This window comes from Luteimonas dalianensis, assembly GCF_049339425.1.
GTDB lineage: Bacteria > Pseudomonadota > Gammaproteobacteria > Xanthomonadales > Xanthomonadaceae > Luteimonas > Luteimonas dalianensis.
Genome location: NZ_JBMPPO010000003.1, coordinates 14,327 through 39,025, shown reverse-complemented (window position 1 = coordinate 39,025; position 24,699 = coordinate 14,327). Strand labels below are relative to the sequence as shown.

The 24,699-nt window shown below is 69.2% G+C and carries 25 protein-coding genes and 1 riboswitch; of the genes, 9 read left to right on the top strand and 16 right to left on the bottom strand.

Annotated features, from left to right (window positions below):
• Positions 1 to 25 precede the first annotated feature (25 nt).
• Together ACOZ90_RS04585 and ACOZ90_RS04580 are read right to left on the bottom strand one after the other, a co-directional pair.
• The gene (locus tag ACOZ90_RS04585) at positions 26 to 1,804 is read right to left on the bottom strand and encodes a YadA-like family protein (protein ID WP_422892464.1); all 1,779 of its coding nucleotides are present in this window, start codon (positions 1,802 to 1,804) and stop codon (positions 26 to 28) included.
• Positions 1,805 to 2,003: 199 nt separating this feature from the next.
• Positions 2,004 to 2,738 carry a hypothetical protein gene (locus tag ACOZ90_RS04580; protein WP_422892463.1) on the bottom strand — a complete coding sequence of 245 codons (735 nt, stop codon included), beginning with the start codon at positions 2,736 to 2,738 and terminating at the stop codon, positions 2,004 to 2,006.
• A gap of 308 nt (positions 2,739 to 3,046) precedes the next feature.
• On the opposite strand from ACOZ90_RS04580, the gene ACOZ90_RS04575 reads away from it, so the two are divergent.
• From ACOZ90_RS04575 to ACOZ90_RS04565, 3 genes are all read left to right on the top strand, one after another.
• A complete protein-coding gene (locus ACOZ90_RS04575; RefSeq protein WP_422892462.1) occupies positions 3,047 to 3,688 on the top strand; it encodes a DNA-3-methyladenine glycosylase in 642 nt (213 codons plus the stop codon).
• Positions 3,689 to 3,817: 129 nt separating this feature from the next.
• The gene (locus ACOZ90_RS04570; RefSeq protein WP_422892461.1) at positions 3,818 to 6,223 is read left to right on the top strand and encodes a DEAD/DEAH box helicase; all 2,406 of its coding nucleotides are present in this window, start codon (positions 3,818 to 3,820) and stop codon (positions 6,221 to 6,223) included.
• Positions 6,220 to 7,125: a ribonuclease H-like domain-containing protein gene (locus tag ACOZ90_RS04565; protein WP_422892460.1), complete on the top strand. Its 906-nt coding sequence runs from the start codon at positions 6,220 to 6,222 to the stop codon at positions 7,123 to 7,125. Before ACOZ90_RS04570 ends, ACOZ90_RS04565 begins: the two co-directional genes overlap by 4 nt.
• A 10-nt stretch (positions 7,126 to 7,135) precedes the next feature.
• On the opposite strand, the gene gcvP is transcribed toward ACOZ90_RS04565, so the two are convergent.
• Complete coding sequence (gene gcvP, locus ACOZ90_RS04560) at positions 7,136 to 10,027, bottom strand: aminomethyl-transferring glycine dehydrogenase (RefSeq protein WP_422892459.1); 2,892 nt, start codon at positions 10,025 to 10,027, stop codon at positions 7,136 to 7,138.
• Between the two features lie 66 nt (positions 10,028 to 10,093).
• Positions 10,094 to 10,196, bottom strand: a riboswitch (glycine riboswitch).
• A 153-nt stretch (positions 10,197 to 10,349) separates the two neighbouring features.
• Here gcvP and ACOZ90_RS04555 point away from each other — a divergent pair.
• Complete coding sequence (locus ACOZ90_RS04555) at positions 10,350 to 11,621, top strand: multidrug effflux MFS transporter (protein WP_422892458.1); 1,272 nt, start codon at positions 10,350 to 10,352, stop codon at positions 11,619 to 11,621.
• A 427-nt stretch (positions 11,622 to 12,048) separates the two neighbouring features.
• On the opposite strand, the gene ACOZ90_RS04550 is transcribed toward ACOZ90_RS04555, so the two are convergent.
• The 6 genes from ACOZ90_RS04550 to ACOZ90_RS04525 form a co-directional block, all read right to left on the bottom strand.
• Positions 12,049 to 13,980: a M2 family metallopeptidase gene (locus tag ACOZ90_RS04550; RefSeq protein ID WP_422892457.1), complete on the bottom strand. Its 1,932-nt coding sequence runs from the start codon at positions 13,978 to 13,980 to the stop codon at positions 12,049 to 12,051.
• Positions 13,981 to 14,083: 103 nt separating this feature from the next.
• Positions 14,084 to 14,608, bottom strand: a complete 525-nt coding sequence (locus ACOZ90_RS04545) for a hypothetical protein (protein WP_422892456.1) — start codon at positions 14,606 to 14,608, stop codon at positions 14,084 to 14,086.
• 11 nt (positions 14,609 to 14,619) lie between these two features.
• The gene (gene minE, locus ACOZ90_RS04540) at positions 14,620 to 14,883 is read right to left on the bottom strand and encodes a cell division topological specificity factor MinE (protein WP_422892455.1); all 264 of its coding nucleotides are present in this window, start codon (positions 14,881 to 14,883) and stop codon (positions 14,620 to 14,622) included.
• Positions 14,884 to 14,887: 4 nt separating this feature from the next.
• Positions 14,888 to 15,697: a septum site-determining protein MinD gene (gene minD / locus ACOZ90_RS04535; protein WP_422892454.1), complete on the bottom strand. Its 810-nt coding sequence runs from the start codon at positions 15,695 to 15,697 to the stop codon at positions 14,888 to 14,890.
• A 52-nt stretch (positions 15,698 to 15,749) separates the two neighbouring features.
• Entirely contained in the window at positions 15,750 to 16,514 is a 765-nt protein-coding gene (gene minC, locus ACOZ90_RS04530; protein WP_422892453.1) for a septum site-determining protein MinC, read from the bottom strand.
• Between the two features lie 2 nt (positions 16,515 to 16,516).
• On the bottom strand, positions 16,517 to 17,116 hold the full coding sequence (locus tag ACOZ90_RS04525; protein ID WP_422892452.1) for a GNAT family N-acetyltransferase: 600 nt from the start codon (positions 17,114 to 17,116) through the stop codon (positions 16,517 to 16,519).
• Between the two features lie 218 nt (positions 17,117 to 17,334).
• Between ACOZ90_RS04525 and ACOZ90_RS04520 the strand changes: the two genes are divergently transcribed.
• The 5 genes from ACOZ90_RS04520 (at position 17,335) to ACOZ90_RS04500 (ending at position 21,587) form a co-directional block, all read left to right on the top strand.
• Entirely contained in the window at positions 17,335 to 18,528 is a 1,194-nt protein-coding gene (locus tag ACOZ90_RS04520; RefSeq protein WP_422892856.1) for a sensor histidine kinase, read from the top strand.
• 33 nt (positions 18,529 to 18,561) lie between these two features.
• The gene (locus ACOZ90_RS04515; RefSeq protein WP_422892451.1) at positions 18,562 to 19,203 is read left to right on the top strand and encodes a response regulator; all 642 of its coding nucleotides are present in this window, start codon (positions 18,562 to 18,564) and stop codon (positions 19,201 to 19,203) included.
• Positions 19,204 to 19,323: 120 nt separating this feature from the next.
• Positions 19,324 to 20,493, top strand: coding sequence for a polyketide cyclase (locus tag ACOZ90_RS04510; protein ID WP_422892450.1), 1,170 nt, complete (start codon positions 19,324 to 19,326; stop codon positions 20,491 to 20,493).
• Positions 20,494 to 20,517: 24 nt separating this feature from the next.
• Complete coding sequence (locus ACOZ90_RS04505; RefSeq protein WP_422892449.1) at positions 20,518 to 20,904, top strand: DUF423 domain-containing protein; 387 nt, start codon at positions 20,518 to 20,520, stop codon at positions 20,902 to 20,904.
• 8 nt (positions 20,905 to 20,912) lie between these two features.
• The gene (locus ACOZ90_RS04500; protein WP_422892448.1) at positions 20,913 to 21,587 is read left to right on the top strand and encodes a DNA-3-methyladenine glycosylase family protein; all 675 of its coding nucleotides are present in this window, start codon (positions 20,913 to 20,915) and stop codon (positions 21,585 to 21,587) included.
• Between the two features lie 9 nt (positions 21,588 to 21,596).
• Here the strand turns inward: ACOZ90_RS04500 and ACOZ90_RS04495 are convergent, their stop codons facing one another.
• From ACOZ90_RS04495 to ACOZ90_RS04465, 7 genes are read right to left on the bottom strand one after another with little or no spacing between them, the layout of a single operon-like run.
• Entirely contained in the window at positions 21,597 to 22,406 is an 810-nt protein-coding gene (locus tag ACOZ90_RS04495) for a M15 family metallopeptidase (protein WP_422892855.1), read from the bottom strand.
• Between the two features lie 41 nt (positions 22,407 to 22,447).
• Positions 22,448 to 22,711 (bottom strand): hypothetical protein, encoded by a 264-nt coding sequence (locus tag ACOZ90_RS04490; RefSeq protein WP_422892447.1) that lies wholly within the window; start codon positions 22,709 to 22,711, stop codon positions 22,448 to 22,450.
• Positions 22,712 to 22,714: 3 nt separating this feature from the next.
• Entirely contained in the window at positions 22,715 to 22,873 is a 159-nt protein-coding gene (locus ACOZ90_RS04485; RefSeq protein WP_422892446.1) for a hypothetical protein, read from the bottom strand.
• A 5-nt stretch (positions 22,874 to 22,878) separates the two neighbouring features.
• The gene (locus tag ACOZ90_RS04480; RefSeq protein WP_422892445.1) at positions 22,879 to 23,283 is read right to left on the bottom strand and encodes a DUF3887 domain-containing protein; all 405 of its coding nucleotides are present in this window, start codon (positions 23,281 to 23,283) and stop codon (positions 22,879 to 22,881) included.
• Between the two features lie 37 nt (positions 23,284 to 23,320).
• On the bottom strand, positions 23,321 to 23,506 hold the full coding sequence (locus ACOZ90_RS04475; protein WP_422892444.1) for a type II toxin-antitoxin system antitoxin: 186 nt from the start codon (positions 23,504 to 23,506) through the stop codon (positions 23,321 to 23,323).
• Entirely contained in the window at positions 23,503 to 23,781 is a 279-nt protein-coding gene (locus ACOZ90_RS04470) for a hypothetical protein (protein ID WP_422892443.1), read from the bottom strand. Before ACOZ90_RS04470 ends, ACOZ90_RS04475 begins: the two co-directional genes overlap by 4 nt.
• Position 23,782: 1 nt before the next feature.
• Complete coding sequence (locus tag ACOZ90_RS04465) at positions 23,783 to 24,649, bottom strand: SPFH domain-containing protein (protein ID WP_422892442.1); 867 nt, start codon at positions 24,647 to 24,649, stop codon at positions 23,783 to 23,785.
• Between the last annotated feature and the right edge of the window lie 50 nt (positions 24,650 to 24,699).

The window sequence follows — 24,699 nt, the reverse complement described above, 5'->3', positions numbered from 1 at the left end:
AGGCCCCCCGAAGGGGGCCGGTCGTTTACCGTCCGAGGCGGAAGCTGAAGCCGACGCCTCCCATGGCTCGTCCGCCGGATGCCACGGACAGGCCAGCACTCACACTCACGCGCTCGGACAGGCGGCTGGAGTAGCCCACCGCCAAGGCCGCCTTGTTGCCGTAGAAGCCAGGAGCCACGTTGAAAGCGACCTCGCCCACTTGGAGGCCATGCGGGCTGCCCGCTGCGGCCATCATGGTCAGGGCGGCCGACTGCGCGCCCAGGATGTCGATGCGCTCGTCGGTGCGCTGCAGGCGGTTGTTCACTTCCGTCCATCGGTCATCGAAGCGACGCTCCATGTCCCACAGCTGGCCACCGTTCACAGCGTCGGTCGAGCCACGCTCAATGCGGCCCGCCGCCACTCCGGTGACGCGCTGGTTGCCTGCGTCGATGCCCTGTCGGGTCATGGACGGGCCACCTTCGATGCGCACGCCGCCGTTCTCGGACAGCTCCACCATGTCGGACAGGTGGACAGAGCGGGTGCCGTCTGCGTTGTCTTCCACTTCGACGTTCCGGCCCGCGGCCACGTCGCTGCCGCCACCCGTGCCATCACGTCCATCACGGCCCTGGAGGCTTTCCAGCCACTTCTGTTCGTTGCCCTCGAACCCGTTGGCCACTGCTACCTCATACGCGCTGCGGCCGTCTGCGCCCTGGATGCCCTGCGGGCCTTCGGGACCCTGACCACCGCCACCGGAGTTGTTTTCCAGGTTCCACACACGAGCATCGAGATTGTCGACCGCAGAACCGACATTGGAGTGGTTCGTTCCGTCCCGGAAGCCGTAGTTGGGAGCGACGAACTGCCCGTTGGCGAATCCAGCGCCGCCTCCGAACGAGTCAGCGATGGGAGCCACCTGGCCCACGTTCACCGCGTCGTTGGCATCGCGCCCATCGCCCATGTTGACGACCCGACGCTGGATGGCAGCCCCACCGACGGAAAACTCGTCGGACTCGTCGCATTCGGAGTAGGACCCGAACGCCACGCAATCGTCAGCGGTGGCCCGAATAGACACGCCGCCTGCGACAACACGGTTGGCCGAAACTTGCACGTCCATGCCGTCAACGACGTTGCGCGAACCCGAGACCGAGTTCTGGGTGCCGCTCACCGAGTTGAGCTGCCCCTCAACAGTATTGATGTTGCCGTGCACGTGGTTTTGCGACCCGTTCAACTCGTTACCAAGGCCGAGCATTGAGTTGGAGTAACCGTCAATCACGCGGTTATCCGTGCCCGCCTGAGTGTTGTAGTTGCCGTTGGCCGAGTTATGGTTGCCTAATTGGACGTTCTGAGTGCCAAAGGCCTCGTTTGACCAGCCGAACTGCGAGCTGGAGCCCTCGCCATTGGTGATGTTCTCGTGCCCAAACTGATGATTGTTGGCTCCAGTGCTTTGGTTCTTATTCCCAAACTGGTTGGTCAAGATTCCATCGATGGAGTTTTCCATGCCCACCTGCGTAGAGAAGGTGCCGCTCCCACCAAAGGCGCCTTTGCTGTTGCTGTTGTTACGCCCGAAGACGGTGCTGTAGGAGTCCACCGTGTTGTCCGTGCCAACCACGGTCGCGCCATCGAGCAAGCCTGGAGCGTTGCCAGGCCCAACCGTGCCATCGGCACACAGGGTGCCCACACCCACGATCACGCTGCGAATCACGCCGGTCGCGCAATCGGGCGCTTCGCCGACGATGACGGCGCCGTTGGGATCCGGTCCCTCCTGGGCCAAAGCAGAGGGGGCGGCGCTAACCAAAGCGACAGCCAAGCAAAGGGTTTTCAACTTCATGGGGATCCTCCGTGAGTGGGCGTTTACTCCAATCAAGCGGAGAATCGAAAAGGGTCAAGGGGATTTCGACAAATAAGAAAGGCCCCCCGTTACCGAGGGGCCTTTTGACCCGTGAGGGTCATCCCATATACCCCCCATGAGGGGCACCCCAATAGGTATCAGAAACCCAACGTTTGGCAATAATGGGTTTGAGGTGGCCTCAGGCGTTCGTATCCAACGGCGCGAACTCATCGGCCCGAAGACGCTTGGCATCGGGATCGATGTCGCTGGTCGCCAGGAATGCCCGGATGCTGGCCAGTGCCTTGGGCCCCAGGCCCTTGATGGCCCTCAGTCGCTTGTCGTCGGCCGCCGCCACCTTGCCCAGGGTGTCCAGGCGCGATTCGAGTAAGCCTGCCCGGACGTTGGCGGGCACCGGCAAGCGGTGGACCGTTCGAGGCAACACCCGGTCCACCAGCTCCGCGGCCTTCGCGAACCGGGAGTAGGGCGTGCCGCCGGGGCCGGTGTCCTTCACCAGCGCCCGCAGCGCCGCTTCCATTTCCGCTGCCGTCCCGTCCCCTTCGCTGATGGCGCGCACGGCCTTGAGGAAGGGCAGGTAGTCCCCGCCGTCGGCCGGGATCGGCCCCACGTCGGAAGACATGGTGGCCCCAGCGGCGAGCAGGTCGAACTCCCGGCCTAGCTCGGGTAGCCAGATGCCGTGCCACATTTCATCCGTGAGCGTGGGTGGCCCACCCGGGGAGGCCGGGACCACCTTCCCGTGGTGCTCGAGCACCGCCAGAGGCGTGCGCAGCTGGAGCGTGGCGCAGTAGCGCCAACCTTGGATGATGTCCTCGTTGCCCGGAGGGATCTGAGGCATGTCGTGACGGCGAGGGTTGGGTGTGGGCTCCGGCGGCGTGGAGGCGCTTGCGCCCAGCAACCGCTTCAAGAACGTCAGCAAGGCTCTTCTCCCCAGCGAAGCGCTGAGGCCATGGTGCCACGAGCCCTAGGGAGGGTTGCCGGTAGCCGCCGGGTAGCCAAAAACATCAACGTCGTTGTTGACTTGAAATAAACCCATTAAGAACAGGATGATAGGCGCAAAAACTAAGCTTGCCGAACTACTGCTTCATCAGGGGCGTGTGCTCGGGGGCGGATTTGGAGGCGCGGGTGTTCAAACGGGTCTCGTGGAAGGGCTTTCGTGGGGGAAACCCCTCGATGATATCGTCTGGCCGCAGGCCTGAGCACCGGACTGATGGAGAACCCCGCAACGTGCTGGAAACGATTCCCGACGGCTGGCAGGTCATGCCCCGCGACTTCTACCGCCGCCACCCGGCGGAGGTGGCGCCGGAGCTGCTGAACAGGATCCTGCTGCGCGAGGACGGGCGCGCCGGGCGGATCGTGGAAGTGGAGGCCTACGGCGGCGGGGATGATCCGGCGGCGCACTCGTTTCGCGGCAAAACTGCACGCAACGCCACCATGTTCGGCGAGCCCGGGCATCTGTACGTGTACTTCAGCTACGGCATGCACTGGGGTTCGAACGCGGTGTGCGGGGAGGTCGGCGAGGGCGTGGGGGTGCTGCTGCGGGCGATCGAGCCGGTGCTGGGGATCGAGCAGATGCGCCAGGTGCGGCCGAAGGCGCGGCGTGACCGCGACATCGGCAGCGGGCCGGGCAAGCTGTCGCAGGCGATGGGGATCACCGGTGAACTCGACGGGGCCGATCTGGTGACTGCGGATCGGGGCGTGGTGATCGTGTCGGATGGCATGCCTCCGCCGCGCAAGCCGGCGGTGGGGCCGCGGATCGGGATCAGCAAGGCGGTGGAGTTTCCCTGGCGCTGGCATGTGCCGGGGCACGAGCACGTCTCGGTGCGTTCGCCCGTGCGTTCCGCGCCGCGCCCGCGCCGGAATTCCTGACGTCCGCGCCTTCACCCCTCTGTAGGGGCGCGCATGGCGCGCTCCTACGGAGGGGCACGAACCTGTGTTGTCTCATCTCCTGAGTCACCTCCCGGCGACACTCGGCGGCCCTTCGCCCGCCGCCGCCAGATGAACGCCATCATCCACGAACGCCCGCTGCCCGCGCCCGCCCCGTCCGGCACCCGCCTGGCCCGCAAGCTCGCCGACCGCTACGGCGACCGCATCACCGGCCACTTCACGATTCCCGCGCATCCGGCCGACATCCGCCCGCTGCCGCCGGACCTGCCCGCGGCGCTGGCCGAAGCCCTGCGCGCGCGCGGCATCAGGTCGCTCTACTCGCACCAGGCCCAGGCCTGGCAGGCGGCCAGGGACGGCCGCCACCTGGTCGTGGCCACGCCCACCGCCTCGGGCAAGTCGCTGTGCTACACGCTGCCGGTGGTGGCCGCGGCGATGGAGCAGGGCGCCAAGGCGCTGTACCTGTTCCCCACCAAGGCGCTGGCCCAGGATCAGGTGGCCGAACTGCTCGAACTCAACGCCGCCGGCAGCCTCGGCCTGCGCGCCGCCACCTTTGACGGCGATACCCCCGGCGATGCCCGCCAGGCCATCCGCATCAGCGGCGACATCGTGGTCAGCAACCCGGACATGCTGCACCAGGCGATCCTGCCGCATCACACCAAGTGGGCGCAGTTCTTCGAGAACCTGCGCTACGTGGTGATCGACGAAGTGCACACGTATCGCGGCGTGTTCGGCGCGCACGTGGCCAACGTCATCCGCCGGCTCAAGCGCGTGTGCGCGTTCTACGGCGTGCGCCCGCAGTTCATCCTGTGCTCGGCCACCATCGGCAACGCCGTGGAGCACGGACGCGCGCTGATCGAGGACGAGCTGAAGCCGATCACCGAAAGCGGCGCGCCCAGCGGCGCCAAGCACGTACTGCTGTGGAACCCGCCGGTGGTGAACCCGGATCTGGGCCTGCGTGCCTCGGCTCGCTCGCAGTCCAACCGCATCGCCCGGCTGGCAATCCGTTCCGGCCTCAAGACCCTGGTGTTCTGCCAGACCCGGCTGATGGTGGAGGTGCTGACCAAGTACCTGAAGGAAGTGTTCGACAGCGACCCGCGCAAGCCGCGCCGGATCCGCGCCTACCGCGGCGGGTATCTGCCGACCGAGCGCCGCGAGGTGGAGCGCGAGATGCGCTCGGGCCGCGTGGACGGCATCGTCAGCACCAGCGCGCTGGAGCTGGGCGTGGACATCGGCAGCCTCGATGTCGTGGTGCTCAACGGCTATCCGGGTTCGATCGCCCAGACCTGGCAGCGCTTCGGCCGCGCCGGCCGCCGCCAGCAGCCTTCCATCGGCGTGCTGGTGGCCAGCAGCCAGCCGCTGGATCAGTACGTGGTGCGGCACCCGGAGTTCTTCGCCAGCGCCACCCCGGAGCAGGCGCGGATCGAGCCGGACCAGCCGCTGGTGCTGATGGATCACATCCGCTGCGCGGCGTTCGAGCTGCCGTTCCTGGACGGCGAAGGCTTCGGCCCGGTGGATGCCGGCCCGTGGCTGGAGGTGCTGGCCGAGAGCGGCGTGCTGCACCAGGAGGGCGGACGCTGGGAGTGGATCGCCGACAGCTATCCGGCGCAGGCGGTGAACCTGCGCTCGGTGGCCGACGGCAACTTCGTGGTGGTCGATCGCACCAACGGCCGCCAGACCATCGTCGCCGAGGTCGACTACTCGGCCGCCGCGCTCACGCTTTACGAAGGCGCGATCCACATGATCCAGTCCGAGCCGTTCCAGGTCGAACGCCTGGACTGGGAGGGCCGCAAGGCCTACGTGCGCCGCACCCACGTGGACTACTACACCGACGCCATCGACTACACCAAACTCAAGGTGCTGGACGAGGCTGACGGCGCGCCGGGCGGGCAGGGCAGCGCCCACCACGGCGAGGTGCACGTGGTACGGCGGGTGTCGGGCTACAAGAAGATCCGCTTCCACAGCCACGAGAACATCGGCTACGGCCCGGTCAACCTGCCCGACCAGGAGCTGCACACCACCGCGGCGTGGTGGCAGCTTCCGCAGCGGGTGCTGGAGCGGCGGTTCGACCGCCGCCAGGACGCGCTGGACGGCTTCCTCGGCGCCGCCTACGCGCTGCACCTGGTGGCAATGGTGTCGGTGATGGCCGAGGGCCGCGACCTACAGAAGGCGGTGGGCAGCGGCGACGGCGCGTGGTTCGTCGCAGCCGACCTGGGCGGGCGCGGGCAGCTGCGTTCGGCCGAGGACGGCAGCGTGGCTGCCGACGAGGTGCGCGGGTTCACGCCCACGATCTTCCTTTACGACAACCATCCCGGCGGGGTCGGGCTGTCGCTGCCGCTGTTCGAGCGGCGCGAGGAGCTGCGTTCGCATGCGCTGGGACTGATCCGCGGCTGCGGGTGCAAGGCCGGCTGCCCGGGCTGCGTCGGCCCGGTGCTGGCTTCGGACGAGGTCGCCGATGAGGGCATTACCGCCAAGGCCGCGGCGCTGGCGGTGCTGGAGCTGCTGGGGGATACGGCGTGACCGCATTGGCGCACAAGCTTGCCCGGTTGCAGCAGCAGGCGGGAGGGGCGCCGACTGCTGCGCCGGCTGGACGGCGCGCAGGACTTTCCGTGATCCCGGTGGATGCCGCGCCGGACGCGACGCGGGCCACCGCGGTGGCTGCGCCCGCGCCGCCACCCGATGCCCACGCGCAGCAGATCGCCCAGCTGCGCAGGCTGATGGGCCTGCGTCCCGGCGGCACGCGCCCGCAGGCGCCCAGCCGCGACCGCACCCTCGACGGCGAGGAGATCGCCCCCGGCCTGCGCTGCATCGAGCTGCGCCAGCCCGCGCAGCCGCCCGGGGGCGAGCTGGACCTGTCCGAGCTGCGGCACGAGCCCGTCGCCGCCTCGCGCATCCTCGCCTTCGACACCGAGACCACCGGCCTGGCCGGCGGTACCGGCACCCGCGCCTTCATGATCGGCGCCGCCGACTGGTTTGACGGCAGCCTGCGCATCCGCCAGCTGCTGATGACCACGCTGGCCGCCGAGAGCGCGATGCTGGCCGAGTTCGCCCGCTGGCTGGCCGACGACACGGTGCTGCTCTCCTACAACGGCAAGTCCTACGACCGGCCGCTGCTGTCCACCCGCTACACCCTGGCCCGGCTGCCCGATCCAGTCATCGGCCGCGCCCATATCGACCTGCTGCACCCGGCGCGCCGGCGCTGGCGCGGGACGTGGGAGAACTGCCGACTGGCCACCATCGAGCGCCAGGTGCTGGGCGTGGTGCGCGAGGACGACCTGCCCGGCAGCGAGGCGCCCGCTGCCTGGCTGTCCTACCTGCGCGGCGGCAGCGCGGAGAAGCTGCGCCGCGTCGGCCACCACAACGCCCAGGATCTGCGCAGCCTCACCGGCCTGCTCGAACACTTCGTCCGGACGGTCCCCTGATGGCGGAGGCTCAGGCCTCCGCGGCTTCCTCGTCGTCCCTGTAGGCGTCGATCGGGATGCACGAGCACATCACGTTCTTGTCGCCGTGCACGTTGTCCACCCGAGCCACCGGCGGCCAGTACTTGGTGTGCCGCAGCGACTGCAGCGGGAACGCCGCCAGCTCGCGCGGGTAGCTGCGCGTCCACTCGCTGGCGCTCACCTGGGCCGCGGTGTGCGGGGCGTTGACCAGCGGGTTGTCGTCACGTTCCAGGCGCCCGTCCTCGATCGCGCGGATCTCGTCGCGGATCTCGATCATGGCGTCGATGAAGCGATCCAGCTCGTGCATCGACTCGCTCTCGGTCGGCTCCACCATCAGCGTGCCGGCGACCGGGAAGCTCAGGGTCGGGGCGTGGAAGCCGAAGTCGACCAGGCGCTTGGCCACGTCCTCGGCGTTGACGCCGGTGGAATCCTTGAGCGGGCGCAGGTCGAGGATGCACTCGTGCGCCACCAGCTCGCCGCGGCCGGCGTACAGCGTCTGGTAATGATCAGCCAGCCGCCTGGACACGTAGTTGGCGTTGAGCAGCGCCACCTGGCTGGCCTTGCGCAGCCCGGCCGCACCCATCATCACGATGTACATCCAGCTGATCGGCAGGATGCTGGCCGACCCAAAGGTGGCCGCCGATACCATGCCGCCCTTCGCTTCGCCGCCATTGCCGAACGCCTTGGGCAGGAACGGCGCCAGGTGCGACTTGACCGCGCACGGGCCCACGCCCGGGCCGCCGCCGCCGTGCGGGATGCAGAAGGTCTTGTGCAGGTTGAGGTGGGAGACGTCCGAACCCCAGGCGCCGGGCTTGGCCAGTCCGACCATGGCGTTCATGTTGGCGCCGTCGGTGTACACCTGGCCGCCGTTGGCGTGCACGATCTCGCAGATCTCGACGATGCCTTCCTCGAACACGCCGTGCGTGGACGGGTAGGTAATCATGATTGCGGCCAGCTTTTCGCTGTGCTTCTCGGCCTTGGCGCGCAGGTCGCCGATGTCGACGTTGCCGTTCGCGTCGCAGGCCACCACCACTACCCGCATGCCCACCATCTGCGCCGAGGCCGGGTTGGTGCCGTGCGCGGACTCGGGGATCAGGCACACGTCGCGTTCGCCCTCGCCGCGCGAGCGGTGGTAGTCGCGGATCGCCATCAGCCCGGCGAACTCGCCCTGGGCGCCCGAGTTGGGCTGGAAGCTCACCGCGTCGTAGCCGGTGATCTCGGCCAGCATGTGCTCCAGGCCGTCGATCAGCTCCCTGTAGCCCTCGGCCTGGTCGGCCGGCGCCAGCGGGTGGATGTTGGCGAACTCCGGCCAGGTGATCGGCACCATCTCCGAGGTGGCGTTGAGCTTCATGGTGCACGAGCCCAGCGGGATCATGGTGCGGTCCATGGCCAGGTCCTTGTCGGCCAGCTGGCGCATGTAGCGCAGCAGCTCGTGCTCGCTGTGGTGGGTGTTGAACACCGGGTGCTGCATGAACTCGGACTCGCGCGCCAGCGCGCCCGGCAGGGCGTCGGCCACTTCGCCGTCCAGCGCGTCGATGTCGTCGATCACGGCGCCGAACAGCCCGGCCAGCTCGATCACATCGGCGCGGGTGGTGGTCTCGTCCAGGCTGATGCCGATGCTGCCCGCATCGATTTCGCGCAGGTTGATGCCGGCCTCGCGCGCCTTGGCGGCGACCGCCGCCGCGTCCACGCCGGTGATGTGCAGGGTGTCGAAGAAATCACCGCCCACTTCCACGCCGGCCTTGCCCAGTGCCGCGGCCAGGATCGCGGTCAGGCGATGGGTGCGGCGGGCGATGCGCTGCAGGCCTTCCGGCCCGTGGTAGACGCCGTACATGCTCGCCATCACCGCCAGCAGCACCTGCGCGGTGCAGATGTTGCTGGTGGCCTTCTCGCGGCGGATGTGCTGCTCGCGGGTCTGCAGGGTCAGGCGGTAGGCGGGGTTGCCTTCCACGTCCAGCGACACGCCGATCAGGCGGCCGGGCATGGAGCGCTTGTAGGCGTCGCGGCAGGCCAGGAATGCGGCGTGCGGGCCGCCAAAGCCGAACGGCACGCCGAAGCGCTGGGTGTTGCCGACCACGATGTCGGCGCCCCAGTCACCCGGCGCGGCGATCAGCGTCAGCGCCAGCAGGTCCACCGACACGGTGACCAGCGCGCCGCGCGCGTGCACGGCCTTGGCCAGGGCGCGGTAGTCGCCGATGCGGCCGAAGGTGTCCGGGTACTGCAGCAGCACCGCGAAGCAGTCGGCCTCGGCGGCCTTCTCTTCCGGGCCTACCTGCAGCTCGATGCCCAGCCCCTCGGCGCGCGTGCGAAGCACCTCCAGCGTCTGCGGGTGCACGCGGTCGGAGACGTAGTACAGGTTCGACTTCGAGCGGCCCGAGCGCTTGGCCAGAGTCATCGCTTCGGCGGCGGCGGTGGCCTCGTCCAGCAGCGAGGCGTTGGCGATGTCCATGCCGGTCAGGTCGGCGCACATCGTCTGGAAGTTGATCAGCGCCTCCATCCGGCCCTGCGAGATCTCCGCCTGGTAGGGGGTGTAGGCGGTGTACCAGGCCGGGTTCTCGAGGATGTTGCGCAGGATCACCTGCGGCACGTGGGTGCCGTAATAGCCCTGGCCGATGAAACTGCGGAAGACCTTGTTCTTCTTCGCCACGGCGCGGATCTTCGCCAGCGCTTCCTCTTCGGTCATCGGGGCCGGCAGGCCCAGCGCGTCGTTGCGGATGTCGCCGGGGACGACCGCGTTGGTCAGCGATTCGAGCGAATCCTGGCCGACCACTTCGAGCATGCGGGTGATTTCTTCGTCATTGGGGCCGATGTGGCGGCCGACGAAGGCGTCGTGCTGCTCGAGGTCGCGAAGGGTGTGCTTGGGGCTGGTGGTCATGGCAGGCATCCGGCAGGCGAGGGGGCGGGTGGTCCGGCGTTCCCCGACCGCGCTGGCGGCCGGACCGCAGGTCCGGGTTGCCCCTCTGTCCTTTTGCCTGAGAGTTTGGAGGCGCAGGACGCTGCTCCTCGTGCCCCTTCGGCGCCGGCGCGGGGCCGGTCTCTCCAGAGTTGTGTTGCCTGGGTGGTATCTGGCCTGAGCGATTACGGGCGTTGCGCCTTCGGCAGCCGGCAGCGCCGGCTTCTCCCACCACGGATATCCCGCGATTATAGCCCGTGGTCCAGGAGGCGGGCGTTAAACTAGTCGGCTCGCCTCCCCCTCGAGTCCCCCCATGAACCACCGCAGTCCCCGGGCCGATGCCGCCGGTCCCGCGTGGCCGCGCGGCCTGCCGTGGCTGCTGGCCGGGCTGGCCATGTTCGGCCCGTTCACCATCGACACCATCTTCCCGGCCTTCGTGCAGATGGGCCAGGATCTGCGCGCCGACAAGCTGGCGATGCAGCAGACCATCAGCGTCTACCTGTTCGCCTACGCGGTGATGAGCGTGTTCCACGGCCCGCTGTCCGACGCCATCGGCCGGCGGCGGGTGATCCTGGGCGGCCTGGTGGTGTTCACCCTGGCTTCGGTGGGCTGCGCGATGGCCAGCGACATGGGCACCCTGCTGGTGTTCCGCGCGCTGCAGGGCCTGTCCGCCGGCGTCGGCGTGGTGGTCGGCAGGGCGGTGATCCGCGACCTCTACGACGGCCCCAACGCCCAGCGCCTGCTCAGCCAGGTCTCGATGATCTTCGGCATCGCCCCCGCCATTGCCCCGATCATCGGCGGCTGGATCCTGGGCTGGGCGCGCTGGCCGGCGATCTTCTGGTTCCTGGTGCTGTTCTCGCTGATCCTGCTGCTGGCCACCTGGCGCTGGCTGCCCGAAACCCTCCCGCCGCCCCAGCGCCGCTCGCTGGCCCCGCGCAGCCTGCTGCGCGACTACGCCACCATCTTCCTCAACGGCCGCTTCCAGCGCCTCGCCGCCGCCAGCGCATTCAACTTCGCCGCGCTGTTCCTGTTCATCGCCTCGGCGCCCGCGTTCATCATGGACATCCTGGAACTGGACGAAAGCCAGTTCGGCTGGTTCTTCGTGCCCATGATCAGCGGCATGATGGCCGGCGCCTGGCTCTCGGGCCGCACCGCCGGGCGGGTCAAGGGCCTCACCCTGGCCAATGCCGGCTTCGCCTGCAGCGCGGTCGCCATCGCCGCCAACATGCTCTATTACCTGCTGGTCGACGACCCCACCGTCCCCTGGGCTGTCCTGCCGCTGGTACTCAACGCCTTCGGCATCGCCCTGGTGTTCCCCATCGTCACCCTTGCGATCCTGGATCTGTTCCCCGCCCAGCGCGGCGCCGCCGCCTCGCTGCAGGCCTTCACCGGCCTGCTCCTCAACGCCGTCATCGCCGGCCTGCTCTCGCCCCTGGTCAGCGCCACCGGCCTGGGCCTGGCCGGCCTTGCCGCCGGCTTCCTCGCCATCGGCTGGGTTTTCTGGTGGATGGAAACCCACCAGGGCCGCACCCGCCCCAAAGTCCCCGAAGAGCCGGCCGCGTACGAACCCACCGATCACCTGTAGGTTGGGGCTACGCCCCCGACGCCCGGCAAACCGCGTAATCAAGCGTCACGCGGCTTCGCGCGCATGGCGCGCTCCTGCCAGGAGCAGCTGTCACGCTCCAGGCAAGCGCCATTGCCATCCGAAGAGCCGTCACTACCGTTGGGGTGAGCCGTGCCCCGGTAGCGGGGGTATCGCGTCAAGCAATACATGGATGTATTGCGCGCGCGCCAGGGCACGACGCCCTGCCGCGCGAAAAGCGATGCCCCCGCTACCGGGGCACGGCGTCAGTCCGAAGAAAACAGCCAAAGTCCCCGGGCTATCGGAAACACAGCCCGGCTCTGCGAAACACTCCGCGTCACACCCCGGAACACCCCGGAACACCCCGGAACACCCCGGAACACCCCGGAACACCCCGGAACGCGCCGGAACGCGCCGGAACGCGCCGGAATCAGCTGCCGCCCGGCCACCCGCAAGCCAGCCCCTCGTTCTGCGCCTCCAGCCAGCCCTGCAGCGGCGCGAAGTACTCCAGCACCGCCGAACCATCCATCTGCTCGCCGCCCGTGATCTCCTGCATCGTCTCCTGCCACGTCTGCCCCGCGCCCCGGCTCAGCATCGTCCAGAAACGCTCGCCCGCAGCCTCGTCGCCATGGAAATTGCAGTCATGCAGCGGCCCGTCATACCCGCTCGCCCCGCACAGCGCCTTGTAGAACTGGAACTGCAGTACGTGCGACAGGAAATAGCGCGTGTACGGCGTATTGCCCGGCACGTGGTACTTCGCGCCCGGATCGAAGAACTCCTCCCCGCGCGGCTGCGCCGGCCCCACGCCCTGGTAGCGCGCCTTCAGCTCCCACCACGCCGTGTTGTAATTCTCCGGCGTGATCGACCCGTCGAACACCCCCCAGCGCCAGCGGTCGATCATCAGCCCGAACGGCAGGAACGCCACCTTCGACAGCGCCATGCGCATCTGCGAATTGATCAGCGCCGCCTGGCTCTGCGCCTGCTCCTCCACCAGCCCGATCGAGGCCAGGTAGCTGGGCGTCATCGACAGCACGATCACATCGCCGATCGCCTCGTGGAAACCATCGTGCGCACCGTTCTGGAACAGCGGCGGCTGATCCTTGTACGCCAGGAAGTAATAGATGTGCCCCAGCTCGTGGTAGATCGTGGTGAAATCTTCCTCGTCCGGCTCGATGCACATCTTGATCCGCACATCGTCGGCCATGTCCATCGGCCAGGCGCTGGCGTGGCAGACCACGTCGCGGTCGCGCGGCTTGGTGAACTGGCTCCTGGCCCAGAACGGCTCCGGCAGCTCCGGCATCCCCAGCGAGGTGTAGAACTCCTCCGCGCGCCGGGTCATGCGCACCGCCATGTCCTGCTGCGCCTGGCGCTCGATCTCCGTCCGCTCGGCCGGGGTCGGCAGGGCGTCAAGCCCGGCCAGGCGCCGATCCAGCCCTTCCCCGTACTGCGCCTGCAGCGCGCCGGTCACATCCAGGCTGCCGGCGTTGGGGTAGGGCTCCAGGATGTCCCACAGGTTGCTCCAGTCCTGCTGCCACATGTTGCCCATCAGGTGCGCGGGCAGCAGCCCGTCGACCGAGCCCTGATCCGGGTAGCGCGCCTCCAGGCGGTTGCGCGCATAGCAGTGCAGCTGCTCGTACAGCGGCTTGACCTGGCCCCACAGCCGGTCGGCCTCGGCGGCCAGCTCCACCGGGCTCATGTCATAGCCCGAGCGCCACATCTCGCCGGCGTCCGCGTAGCCCATCTCTCGCGCGCCCTCGTTCACCAGCTCCACGAAGCGCGTGTAGTCCTGGCGCATCGGCCTGGCGATCGAGTGCCAGCCCTGCCAGGCGTCCAGCTGCTGGTCGTAATCGCGGCTGGTGCGCAGCACGTCCTCCAGCTGGCCCAGTTGGCGGCAGTTGTCCGCATTGCCTTCCACGCAGTAGGCGCCGGCGCCGTACATGCCTTCCATGCGGGTGGCGATGGTGGTCAGTTCGGCCAGCCGCTCCGGATCGCGCGGCGCCGGCATCGCCGTGCCCAGCTTGAGCAGGCGGATCGCGCGCGCCGTTTCCGGCGACATCTGCTGGCCATCGAAGCGCCGCGCCTGTTCCACCCAGCCGTTGAGCGCGGTCAGCCAGCGCTCGTTGCCCTTGGCCGCCAGCAGCTGGCTGTCCTCGTTGATGTAGGTCGAGGAAATCCACTGCGAGGCGGTCATTTCGCGGTACATCGCCCGCATCTCGTCGTTGACCCGGGCCACGAACTGGTCGGCGGTCTCGTCTTCCGGCACCCCGGCCGCGGCCGGGGCCGGGCTGGAGTCCTGCTGGCAGGCTGAAAGCACCAGGCAGGCGGAAAGGGCGGCGATGCTGAGCAGGCGGCTGGTGGTCACGTCGGGTTCCTGTTGCGGCCGCGGGCCGCCGATGGGACGAATCCGGCAGGCTAGGGGAGCCCCGGCGGCTCCGCAAGTGGCCCGAAGGCGGGGTGGCCGCGGCTCAGGCGGCGGCGGGGGGCAACGGGAGCAGGTTCCGTTCGGCCAGCCAGGCGCGCGCATCCTCGGCATCCTGCTCGAACCAGGCCCGTGTGCTGCCCAGCCGGAAGCTGTAGCCCCAGGCGTCCATGTCCGCCATCAGCCGGTCGCGGCCGGCGCCGGGGATGTGGTCGGCCAGCAGGATCTGCAGGTAGCAGGTGGCGTCCTCCTCGGCCACCGAGTCGGTGGCGTCGGTGTGCACCGCGGCCCGCCGCTCGGGCGGCAGCACGATCAGGTGGCAGGCCTCGTGCAGCATCGAGTGCACCGGCGTATCCGGGCGCACGAACACCTCGCTGCCGATGATCCCGGCCTCGGGCTCGCCCCAGTAGCTGCCAGGGATCGGCGCACCGTCCTCCACCACGGTCAGGGCCAGGCCGTGGCCTGCCAGCATCGCGGCGGCGTCAGGCGCGTGGATGTCGCGCACGCACAGCACACTGGCCTCCGCGGCCGGGGTGCCGGGCGCGGAGCGCCCGTCGGGCCCGTTGTCCACGCCGGTTCCGGTCAGGCGGTGCCGGCGCGCTCTTCAGGCAGCGCCACCGAGATGTCGAGCACGTCATGCTCGCCATCCTTCACCAGATCCACCTTCACCGCCTCCGCGTCGATGCTCACGTACTTGCGGATCACCTCCAGCAGCTCGCGCTGCAGCAGCGGCAGGTAGTCCGGGGCGCCGCGGCTGCTGCGCTCCTGGGCCACGATGATCCGCAGCCGTTCCTTGGCGATCGAGGCGGTGTTCTTCTTGGTCTTCAGGAAGTCGAACATTCCCATTGCGTCAACCCCCGAACAGCTTGCTGAAGAAGCCCTTCTTCTCCAGCTGGGTGAAGCGCATGGGCCGCTCCTCGCCGAGCAGTCGCGCGACCGCGTCCTCGTAGGCCTGGCCGGCGCCGGATTCCTGCGACAGAATCACCGGCTCGCCCTTGTTGGAGGCATTGAGCACGTCGCTCGACTCGGGGATCACGCCGATGGTCTTCAGCCCCAGCACTTCCTCCACGTCGGTCACCGACAGCATCTCGCCGGTTTCAACGCGGGCGGGGCTGTAGCGGGTCAGCAGCAGGTATTCCTCCACCCGCTCGCCGGCCTCGGCGCGGCGGGTCTTGGACTGCAGCAGGCCGATGATGCGATCCGAGTCGCGCACCGAGGAGACTTCCGGGTTGACCACCACGATCGCCTTGTCGGCGAAATACATGGCCAGGAACGCGCCCTTCTCGATGCCCGCCGGGGAGTCGGCCACGATGTAGTCGAAGCCCTCGTCGGCCAGTTCCTTGAGCACGCGCTCCACGCCCTCGCGGGTCAGCGCGTCCTTGTCGCGGGTCTGCGAGGCGGCAAGGATGAACAGGTTGTCGAACCGCTTGTCCTTGATCAGCGCCTGTTTCAGCGTCGCCTCGCCCTGCACCACGTTGACGAAGTCGTAGACCACGCGGCGCTCGCAGCCCATGATCAGGTCGAGGTTGCGCAGGCCCACGTCGAAGTCGATAACCGCGGTCTTCTTGCCGTGCCGGGCCAGTCCGCTGGCGATGCTGGCGCTGGTGGTGGTCTTGCCGACGCCGCCCTTGCCGGAGGTGACTACGATGATTTCGGCCAATGTCGTGCTCTCCGTATTGTTCTTCTGATGTAATGGATCGCGGGGGACGCGCTCAGTCAAGCGCGGCGATCCGCAGTTCGTCTCCGTCGAGCCAGACCTGGACGGCCTTGCCGTGGAGTTCGCGGGGGATATCTTCCAGCACTTTGTACTGTCCGGCCACTGCCACCAGTTCGGCGTGGAAGGCGCGGCAGAAAATGCGCGCCTTCGCGTTGCCCTGGGCGCCGGCCAGGGCGCGCCCGCGCAGCGGGCCGTAGATATGGATCGAGCCGTCCGCCAGCACCTCGGCGCCGGGGCTGACCGCGCCCAGCACGCTCAGGTCGCGGTTGTCGGCATACACCTGCTGGCCCGAGCGCACCGGGACGCTCTGGATCATGCCCGGCTGCGCGGCGGGTGCGGCGGCCGGGGCCGGCGCAGGCCTGGCGGCCGGTTCGGGCGCGGGGGCCGCAGCCGGCGGCGGGGCGGGCGTGGCGCCGCCTTCGCGCTCGTACTGGGCCCGGAACCGTGCCAGCACCGGCAGCCCCAGGCGCACGGCCAGGGCCTCGTTGTCGCTGCTGCCCCAGGCCAGCGCCACCGGCAGGGCGCCGGCCTCGCGCAGGGCGTCGATCAGGGCGCGCGCGCCGGCCTCGTCGGGCACGCCCGGCAGGCCGCCGAAGTCGATCACCAGGGCGGCGCGGGCGAACAGCTTGGGCGCGCGCTCCACCCGGTCGCGCATCTCCGCGGCCAGCCGCTGCACGTCCAGGGTCTTCACGCGCAGGTTGGCAATGCCGACCTGGCCGAACTTCAGTTCGCCGGCCGGCTCGAAATTCGCTGCGGTCATGCTCAGGTTCCCGTTGCGCGCTGGGGCGCGCCATCGCGGCGCTGGCGGGGCTGCAGCAGCCACGGCACGTCGGGCAGGCGCCCGCCGTAACGCTCGTCCACCCACGGATAGCTGCACATCGGCTTGGCCAGCATGGAGGCGCGCACGCCGGTCTCCGGCATCACGTGCTGGCCTTCCTCCTGGAACCCGAAGCTGCCGTGGAACAGGCGCGCCGGATCGTTGTCGTGTTCGATGAACACCTCGCAGGTCAGCAGCGGCCAGCGCACTTCGGCGAAGCTCTGCACGTCGGCGTAGAACGCGCGGCCCACGCCGCCGCCGCGGCGGCGGCTGGCGACCACGATCCGGTCGATGTAGAAGAACGATTCGTGGCGCTCGCGGAACCAGGCGAAATTGCCGCTGTCATGGTCAGATTCCGAGCCGAAGCCGACCAGGAACCCGGCCACGTGGCCGTCCCGCTCGGCGACCCGGAAATAATCGGCGGTGTCGAAGAACCGGCGCATGCGGGCCGCGTCCAGGGGCAGGATCGCGGGCCCGGCGGCGTTGTTCAGGGCGAGGATGGAATCCAGCTCGTGTTCACGCACGTCGCGGATCAGCGTCGTCATTCATGACTCCAGGAAATTGCGCCCGCGCGGGCGGGCAGCAGCCGCATTGCAGCACCGCCCATTATCGCACAGGCGACCTTCCCCAGCGAATCGCGACCACCCGCGCGGCGCCGACCATGCCGTTCCGGCCTTGCGCTGCCGGTGGCCCTGCGTTAACCCTGCACACCCCGTTTCAAACGCCCGGAAAAACCGCTTTGATCCGTCTCGGCAACAGCCAGATGCTGCGCTATGCAGGCCTTTTCACATGGGCCGCGGTCGGCCTGTGGCTGATCATCTTCCTGATCGACCCGCAGGCGCTGCCGCTGGAGGATCTGGACGGCAATCCGATGTTCCGGGTCATGCGCTGGCTGGTGGTGTACCTGCTGTTCGGGGCCGCCTACTGGCGCATCACCCGCTCCCTGGGCGACCGCAAGCCCGGCGTCTGGGATCACTTCGGCCTGCTGCTGCTGACCGCCTGCGCGCTGGGGGTGAGCTATTTCTCAGGCACCGCGCTGGGCAGCATCCTGCTGATGGTGGTGGCCGGCCTGCTGCCGTGGATCCTGCCGCTCAAGGTGGGGGTGGTGTGGCTGGTGCTGGGCAACCTGGCGGTGGTGCCGATCTACACCGGCCCGCTCGGCTTCCCGCTGCTGATGGGGCTGATGCAGGCGCTGGGCTACATGGGCTTTTCCAGCTTCGTGTTCACCACCGCGCTGGTGGCCCGCCGGCAGGCCCAGGCCCGCGACGAGCAGCGGCGCCTGAACGCCGAGCTGCGCGCCACCCGCGCGCTGCTGGCCGAGAGCGTGCGGGTCAACGAGCGCACCCGCATCGCCCGCGAGCTGCACGACCTGCTCGGCCACCACCTGACCGCGCTGAGCCTGAACCTGGAGGTGGCCAACCACCTCACCTCCGGCACCGCCCAGGAGCACGTGGGCCAGGCCCACACCCTGGCCAAGCTGCTGCTGAGCGACGTGCGCGAGGCGGTCAGCGCGATCCGCGACGACGACGCCATCGACATGGTCGCCACCCTGCGCCCGCTGGCCGAGCACGTGCCGTCGCTGCGGGTCGACATGCACATGCCCGAGCCCTTCCTGCTCGAGGACGCCGAGCGCGCCCACGTGCTGCTGCGCTGCACCCAGGAAATCATCACCAACACCGTGCGCCACGCCCAGGCCTCGCGGCTGCGGATCGATTACGGCGTCGCCGGGGGCAGGGTGCGGCTGCAGGCCCGCGACGACGGCCGCGGCGCCGATCCGGAGGCCTTCGGCAACGGCCTGCGCGGGATGCGCGAGCGCCTGGCCGCGTACGGCGGCTCGATGGAGGTTCGCACCGCGCCGGGCGAAGGCTTCGCCCTGGACCTGAACCTGCCGCTGGAAGCCCCGGTGGAGCCCCCCTTCACGCCGGCCTGCGGGCCGGTGGCTGCAACCGGCGATTGAGGCTTTATCATGGACGGAGCCGAGGAGAAACCGATGATCCGAGTGTGCCTGGTGGACGACCAGACCCTGGTCCGGGAGGGCATCCGCTCCCTGCTGGCCCTGGACGATGGGATCGAAGTGGTGGCCGAGGCCGCGGACGGGCGCCAGGCGGTGGAGCTGATCCCGCAGGCCGCGCCCGACGTGGTGCTGATGGACATGCGCATGCCGGTGATGTCGGGCCTGGAGGCGCTGCAGTCGCTCTCGCGCGACGGAAAGCTGCCGCCGACCATCATCCTGACCACCTTCGACGACGACCAGCTGGTGCTGGCCGGGATCAAGGCCGGGGCCAAGGGCTACCTGCTCAAGGACGTGTCCCTGGAGCAGCTGGTGGGGGCGATCCGCACCGTGGCCGGGGGCGGCTCGCTGGTGCAGCCGGCCATGACCCAGCGCCTGCTTTCGGGCCTGGAGCACATGCGCAACGAGTTCGTCAGCCTCGACCGCCCGGATCCGCTCACCGACCGTGAGACCGAGATCCTGCGCCTCATGGCGGGGGGGTTCTCGAACAAGGAAATCGCCAATTCACTGGGCGTGGCGGAGGGCACGATCAAGAACCACGTCTCCAACATCCTCAGCAAGCTGGGCGTGCGTGACCGCACCCGGGCCGTGCTGAAGGCCTTCGAACTCAAGCTTGTGTGACATTTGGAACCACCCGTCGCGGGAAAAAAATCGCTCCCGGTTGTCGCCCGCGCCCTCTCAACTTGTTAGGATTGCCCGCTGCAAGCCGGCACGGCCGGATATTGGTCTGGAGAACCCTGAATGACCCGTTTGCTCGAAATGCTGATTGCCCTGTTGATTGTCGGCGTGCTGTTCGTGGTGGTCGGCGTATTGCTGCCTGCCGAACGCACGCTTGTCGAGCAGGTGGAAACCAACAGGCGCCAGACGATCGTGTTCGACACGATCAACAGCTTCCGCCGCTTCCATGAATGGCACCCGATGGTGCTCTACGCCCCCACCATGGACCTGCAGCGCAGCGGCCCGGAGGAAGGCGAAGGCGCGACCCTGACCTTCGATTCCGACGTGCGCACGGTGGGCAGCGGCACCTGGACGATCACCGAGTCCGAGCCGCGCCGCCGCGTCGCCATCGCCATCGAGGACGACCGCCAGGGCACCAACAAGCGCACCGAGTTCAACCTCCGGCCGACCGGCCGCGGCGGGCGCAACGTCGAGATCACCCAGACCTACAACGTTGAATACGGCTGGAACCTGATCGGCCGCTATTCCGGCCTGTACGTCAGCCGCAGCGTGGGCGACAGCATGTCGCTGGGCCTGGCCCGCCTGTCCAACATGCTGGCCTCGGTGCCCAACGTCGACTACGCGGTCGAGGGCAGCACCCTGGCGGATCTTCGCTTCGTCGAGCGTCCGGCCGAGAACCTGCTGGTCGTGCGTGCCGGCGCCATCGAGCGCCGCACCAACGAGATCCAGGCCTCGATGACCAGCAACATGGAGTGGATCAACCGCACCCTGGACGCCAACGATCTGGAAGCCGCCGGCCCGATGCGCATCATCACCACCGAGCTGGGCCGCGAGGTCTACAACTTCGACGTGGCCCTGCCGATCCGCACCGCCGGCAGCGGCCCCGCCGCGGCCGACGAGGACGAGGCGAACGGCGAGGGCAACGGTGAAGACGGCGACAACGGCGAGCAGGCCGTGGCCGAGGCGCCGGTGGTGGACGAGGGCGAGCTGACCGACCTGGAGCTGCTGGGCCCGGTGGAGTACGTGCGCCTCGAGCCGTCCATGGCCGCCGTGGGCGACTACACCGGCTTCATGGCCGAACTGGAGAACGTGCGCAACGCCATCCGCGCCTGGGCGATGACCCAGGGCCGCGAAGTCACCGGCCGCCCGTACGAGATCTACAAGTCCGGCATCGACGACTCGTTCACCGCCGATGGCGAGTACGAGGTCTACTGGACCCTGCAGGAGCGGTAACCGCTGCCGCGCACCGTTTCCATGATGGATCCCCGACAGGCCGCGCCTTCCAGGCGCGGCCTGTCGCTTTTCGGACGCCTGGTCGCGGCAGCCGGAGCGCTGTGCGCCGGTGCGTGCGTGGGGCTGGCCGCCTATGCCTCGCACGGGGCCGAGGGCCAGGCCGCCTCCTGGCTGCAGACCGCGGCCCTGTTTGGCTTCGGCCACGGCGTGGCCCTGGCGCTGCTGGCGCCCGCGGCCGTGCGGGCGCTGCGGCTGGCGGCGGCCGGCCTGCTGCTGCTGGGCATGCTCCTGTTCTCCGGCAGCCTGGTGGCGGCCGCGCTGCTGGGCTGGCCCACCGCGCTGGCGCCGCTGGGCGGCAGCCTGATGATGCTCGGCTGGCTGCTGCTGGCCGCCGACCTGGCGCGGGGCTGAGCGGCCCCGTGGCGCGCTACCGTCGCGGATACGACACCGAAGCCGCCCAGGCGCATCTGGCGCGGGTGGATCGGCCGCTGGCCGCCTGGATGCGCCGGGTCGGGCCGCTGGAGCCGGATCCGCGCTGGCGCCGCCCGTTCGACCCGGTCGACGCGCTGGCGCGGGCCATCCTCTTCCAGCAGCTCAGCGGCAAGGCCGCGGCGACCATCGTCGGCCGGGTGGAGGATGCGATCGGAAGCCGCCGCCTGCACGCCGAGACCCTGGGCCTGATCGACGATGCCGCGCTGCGCGCCTGCGGCGTGTCGGGCAACAAGGCGCTGGCCCTGCGCGACCTGGCCCGGCGCGAGCAGGCCGGGGAGATCCCGACCCTGCGCCGGATGTCCACGATGGAGCCCGAGGACATCATCGCCGCCCTGGTGCCGATCCGCGGCATCGGCCGCTGGACGGTGCAGATGATGCTGATGTTCCGCCTCGGCCGCCCGGACGTGCTGCCGGTGGACGACCTGGGCATCCGCAAGGGGGCCCAGGTGGTGGACGGGCTGGAGGAGATGCCCAAACCCCGGGAACTGATGGAGCGCGGCGAGCGCTGGGGCCCGTGGCGCACCGCCGCCAGCCTCTACCTGTGGCGCATCGCCGACCTGTCCTCGGGGGCCAGCGCCCCTGTCAAGCGCTCGCAGGAGTAGTCCGCCGCGCTACGCGGCGGTGGCGGGCTGGAAGCGCCAGTGCCAGGGCTCGTAGACGATCCCGTGCGGGTTGTCGCGCGGATAGCTCATGTGGAACCCGTGGGTGGCCGCGTTCTCCGCCAGCCAGCCGAATGCGTCCGTATCCTCGAACGACTCCTCCGCCGGCGGCTCCCCCGGCGCGCCGATGTCCAGCGCCAGCCCCGAGTGGTGCTCGCTGTAGCCGGGCGCCGCGTTGACCTGCAGGATCTGCGCGACCTCCTGGCCGCGGGCCAGCTTGCGCTCGAAGATCCCCAGCTGGTAGTCGTGGCTGCGGTAGCCGGAGATCGCCTCCAGGATCACGCCGTCGCGCCGCGCCGCCCCGCGCAGCCGCTCCCAGCCCCGCGCGGCACCGGCGTGCAGCCACAGCGCCCGCCGGTAGCGATCCAGGCCGGCGAAGGCCAGCCAGGCCGGCTCGGCCACCAGCGCCAGGCCGGTGCGCCGGGCGTAGCCCTCGGCATCGATCCCCAGCCGCTGCATGCGCTCGTGCAGCCGGTACAGGGGCAGGGCGGGCACCGGCCCGGTGCCCGGCCGCAGGCCCGGATGGGTGGCCATCGCCGCCAGCGCCTCGTCGACGCCGGGCTCCCGCCGCCAGCCCGGCAGCAACTGCACCAGCCCTTCGGGAAGCTGCGCGGCCAGGTAGTGGCCGTCGCGCTTGCGCCGCAGTACCCGGGTGGCCCGCGCCAGCACGCGCGCGTCGTGGCCGGCGCGCGCGCGCAGCAGCCCGCCAGGCCACAGCTCGATGGCCGGGGTGTTCAGCAGCGGGGCGGGGTGCCGGCGCAGGTCAGGCTCCCGTGGTTGGCGTGGGGGCGCTGGCCATGCGCTCAGTCCTTGCCGCCCCAGCGCCACCGCGGCGGCTCGCCCTTGATCGCGCACACCGCGATCAGCAGCACGGTCAGCACCCCCGCGCTGATGAAGAACGTCCGTTCGTCGCCCAGCACCGCGGCCAAAGTGACGCCGGCCACGTACGCGGCCAGCACCACCCACCCCTGCCAGGCGAGCGGCAGCCCCCAGCCCCAGCCGTACTGCTTGGCTGCGAACCAGTAGCGGGGAGCTTCCTCGCTTCGCGAGCGGGAGGTGGTGCGCATCGCTCAGTGTCCCGTCTTGCGGAACACCGCGACCATGCTCAGGATCGGCACCTGGCTCAGGCTGACCAGCTCCCACCCCTGGACGGCCATGCGGTCGAACTCCTTCTCCATTTCCGCCGGATCGGGTTTGATCACCACGACTTTGTGCCTGGTCTGGGCCATTGCGGCTATTCCGTGTCGGCGGCGGCAGGCGGGGCTTCCGCCGGCTGGACGAGCAGCCCGGCGATCCTGCCTTCGGCATTGAAGGCGATGCTGACGTTGGCCAGGGCGCGCTCGTACTGCACCGGCACCACCACCACGTCGTGGCCGTCCTGCCGGGTGGCCTGCGGCTCGCCGCGCGACTGCACCGCGCCCAGCTGCTGCGGAATCGACCCCCACACCTGGCCCAGGGTGGCCACGTCCATCGCCGCGGCCATCTGCTCGTCGAAGTTGTCGGCGACCTCCTGGTACTGGCCGGCGTCGAGCTGGTCGAGCACCTGGATGGCGCGCTCGGAGGGATCCTGCGCCCACGCGGCGGACACGGCGAAGGCGGCAAGCAGGGCAAAGCCAATGCGCAATACGGTCTTCTTCATCTTGAATGCTCCATTTCCAGGGAAGTTCGGGTTGAGTCTAGCTGCTTGATTGCGGGCGATTTCGATCATGTTCGGCTGGCAGACGGCCCGCTTTGCGCAGCGCATCGCGCAGCACGTATTCGATCTGCGCATTCAGGCTGCGCAGCTCGTCGTCCGACCAGCGCTGCACCGCCGCCAGGATCTCGGCGTTGATGCGCAGCGGGTAGCTCTTCTTCTGGCTCACCCGCGGCCGTGCCCCCGGCGCCGGCGCATCACGTCCCAGAGCACGAACAGCCCCAGTCCGTTCACCGCCACCGCCAGCCCGACCGCCACTGCCAGCGTCCGGTTCGGATCACCGCCGGCCCAGGCCAGCCCCACCGCGCCGGCCAGGATCGCCATGCCCACCAGACGCATCAGCGTCGCCAGCCGGGCCCGGTCGCGGGAGAAGGCGCGGGCGGCCAGGAACGCCGGCACGCTGCTGGCGGCAACGATCAGCGGGATGGCCAGGCTGCTGTCCATGTCAGTACAGCGACCCGGTGTTGAGTACCGGCTGCGCCGAGCGGTCGCCGCACAGCACGACCAGCAGGTTGCTCACCATGGCCGCCTTGCGCTCCTCGTCCAGATCCACTACGCCGCTCTTCTGCAGCTCCTCCAGCGCCATCTCGACCATGCCGCAGGCGCCGGCCACGATCCGCGCCCGCGCTGCCACCACCGCGTTGGCCTGCTGGCGCTGCAGCATCGCCTGGGCGATTTCCGGCGCGTAGGCCAGGTGGCTGATCTTGGCTTCCAGCACCTCCACACCGGCCGAGGCCAGGCGCTCGTCCAGGTGCCGCTTGAGCTCGTTGGAGATCTCCAGCGGGTGGCTGCGCAGCGACATCTGCTCGTCTTCATGCTGGTCGTACGGATAGCTGGTGGCCATCGCCCGCAGCGCCGCCTCGGACTGGATGTGCACGAAGCTCTCGTAATCGTCCACGTTGAACACGGCCTCGGCCGAGTCCACCACCTTCCACACAATCACCGCCGCGATCTCGATCGGGCTGCCGTCCAGCTCGTTGACCTTGAGCTTGCCGCTCTCGAAGTTGCGGATGCGCAGCGAGATCTTGCGCTTGGTGAAGAAGGGGTTGTTCCAGCGCAGGCCGTTCTCCTGCACGGTGCCCACGTAGCGGCCGAACAGGCTCACCACCGCCGACTGGTTCGGTTCGACCATGTACAGCCCGATCAGGGTGAAGATGGCCGCCGCGCCGACGATGACCGCGGCGATCAGCAGCAGGACGTTGCCTTCGCCCATGACCATCAGGAAGAACGGATAGACGCAGGCCAGCAGGGCGGCCAGCACCAGAAGCAGCACGGGGATGCCGGGCAGGGAACGGATGGGGTTTTCTTTCACGTGGGGGCTCCAGTTGGGCGGTGGCTGTTATTTGATATCAAAACGATATC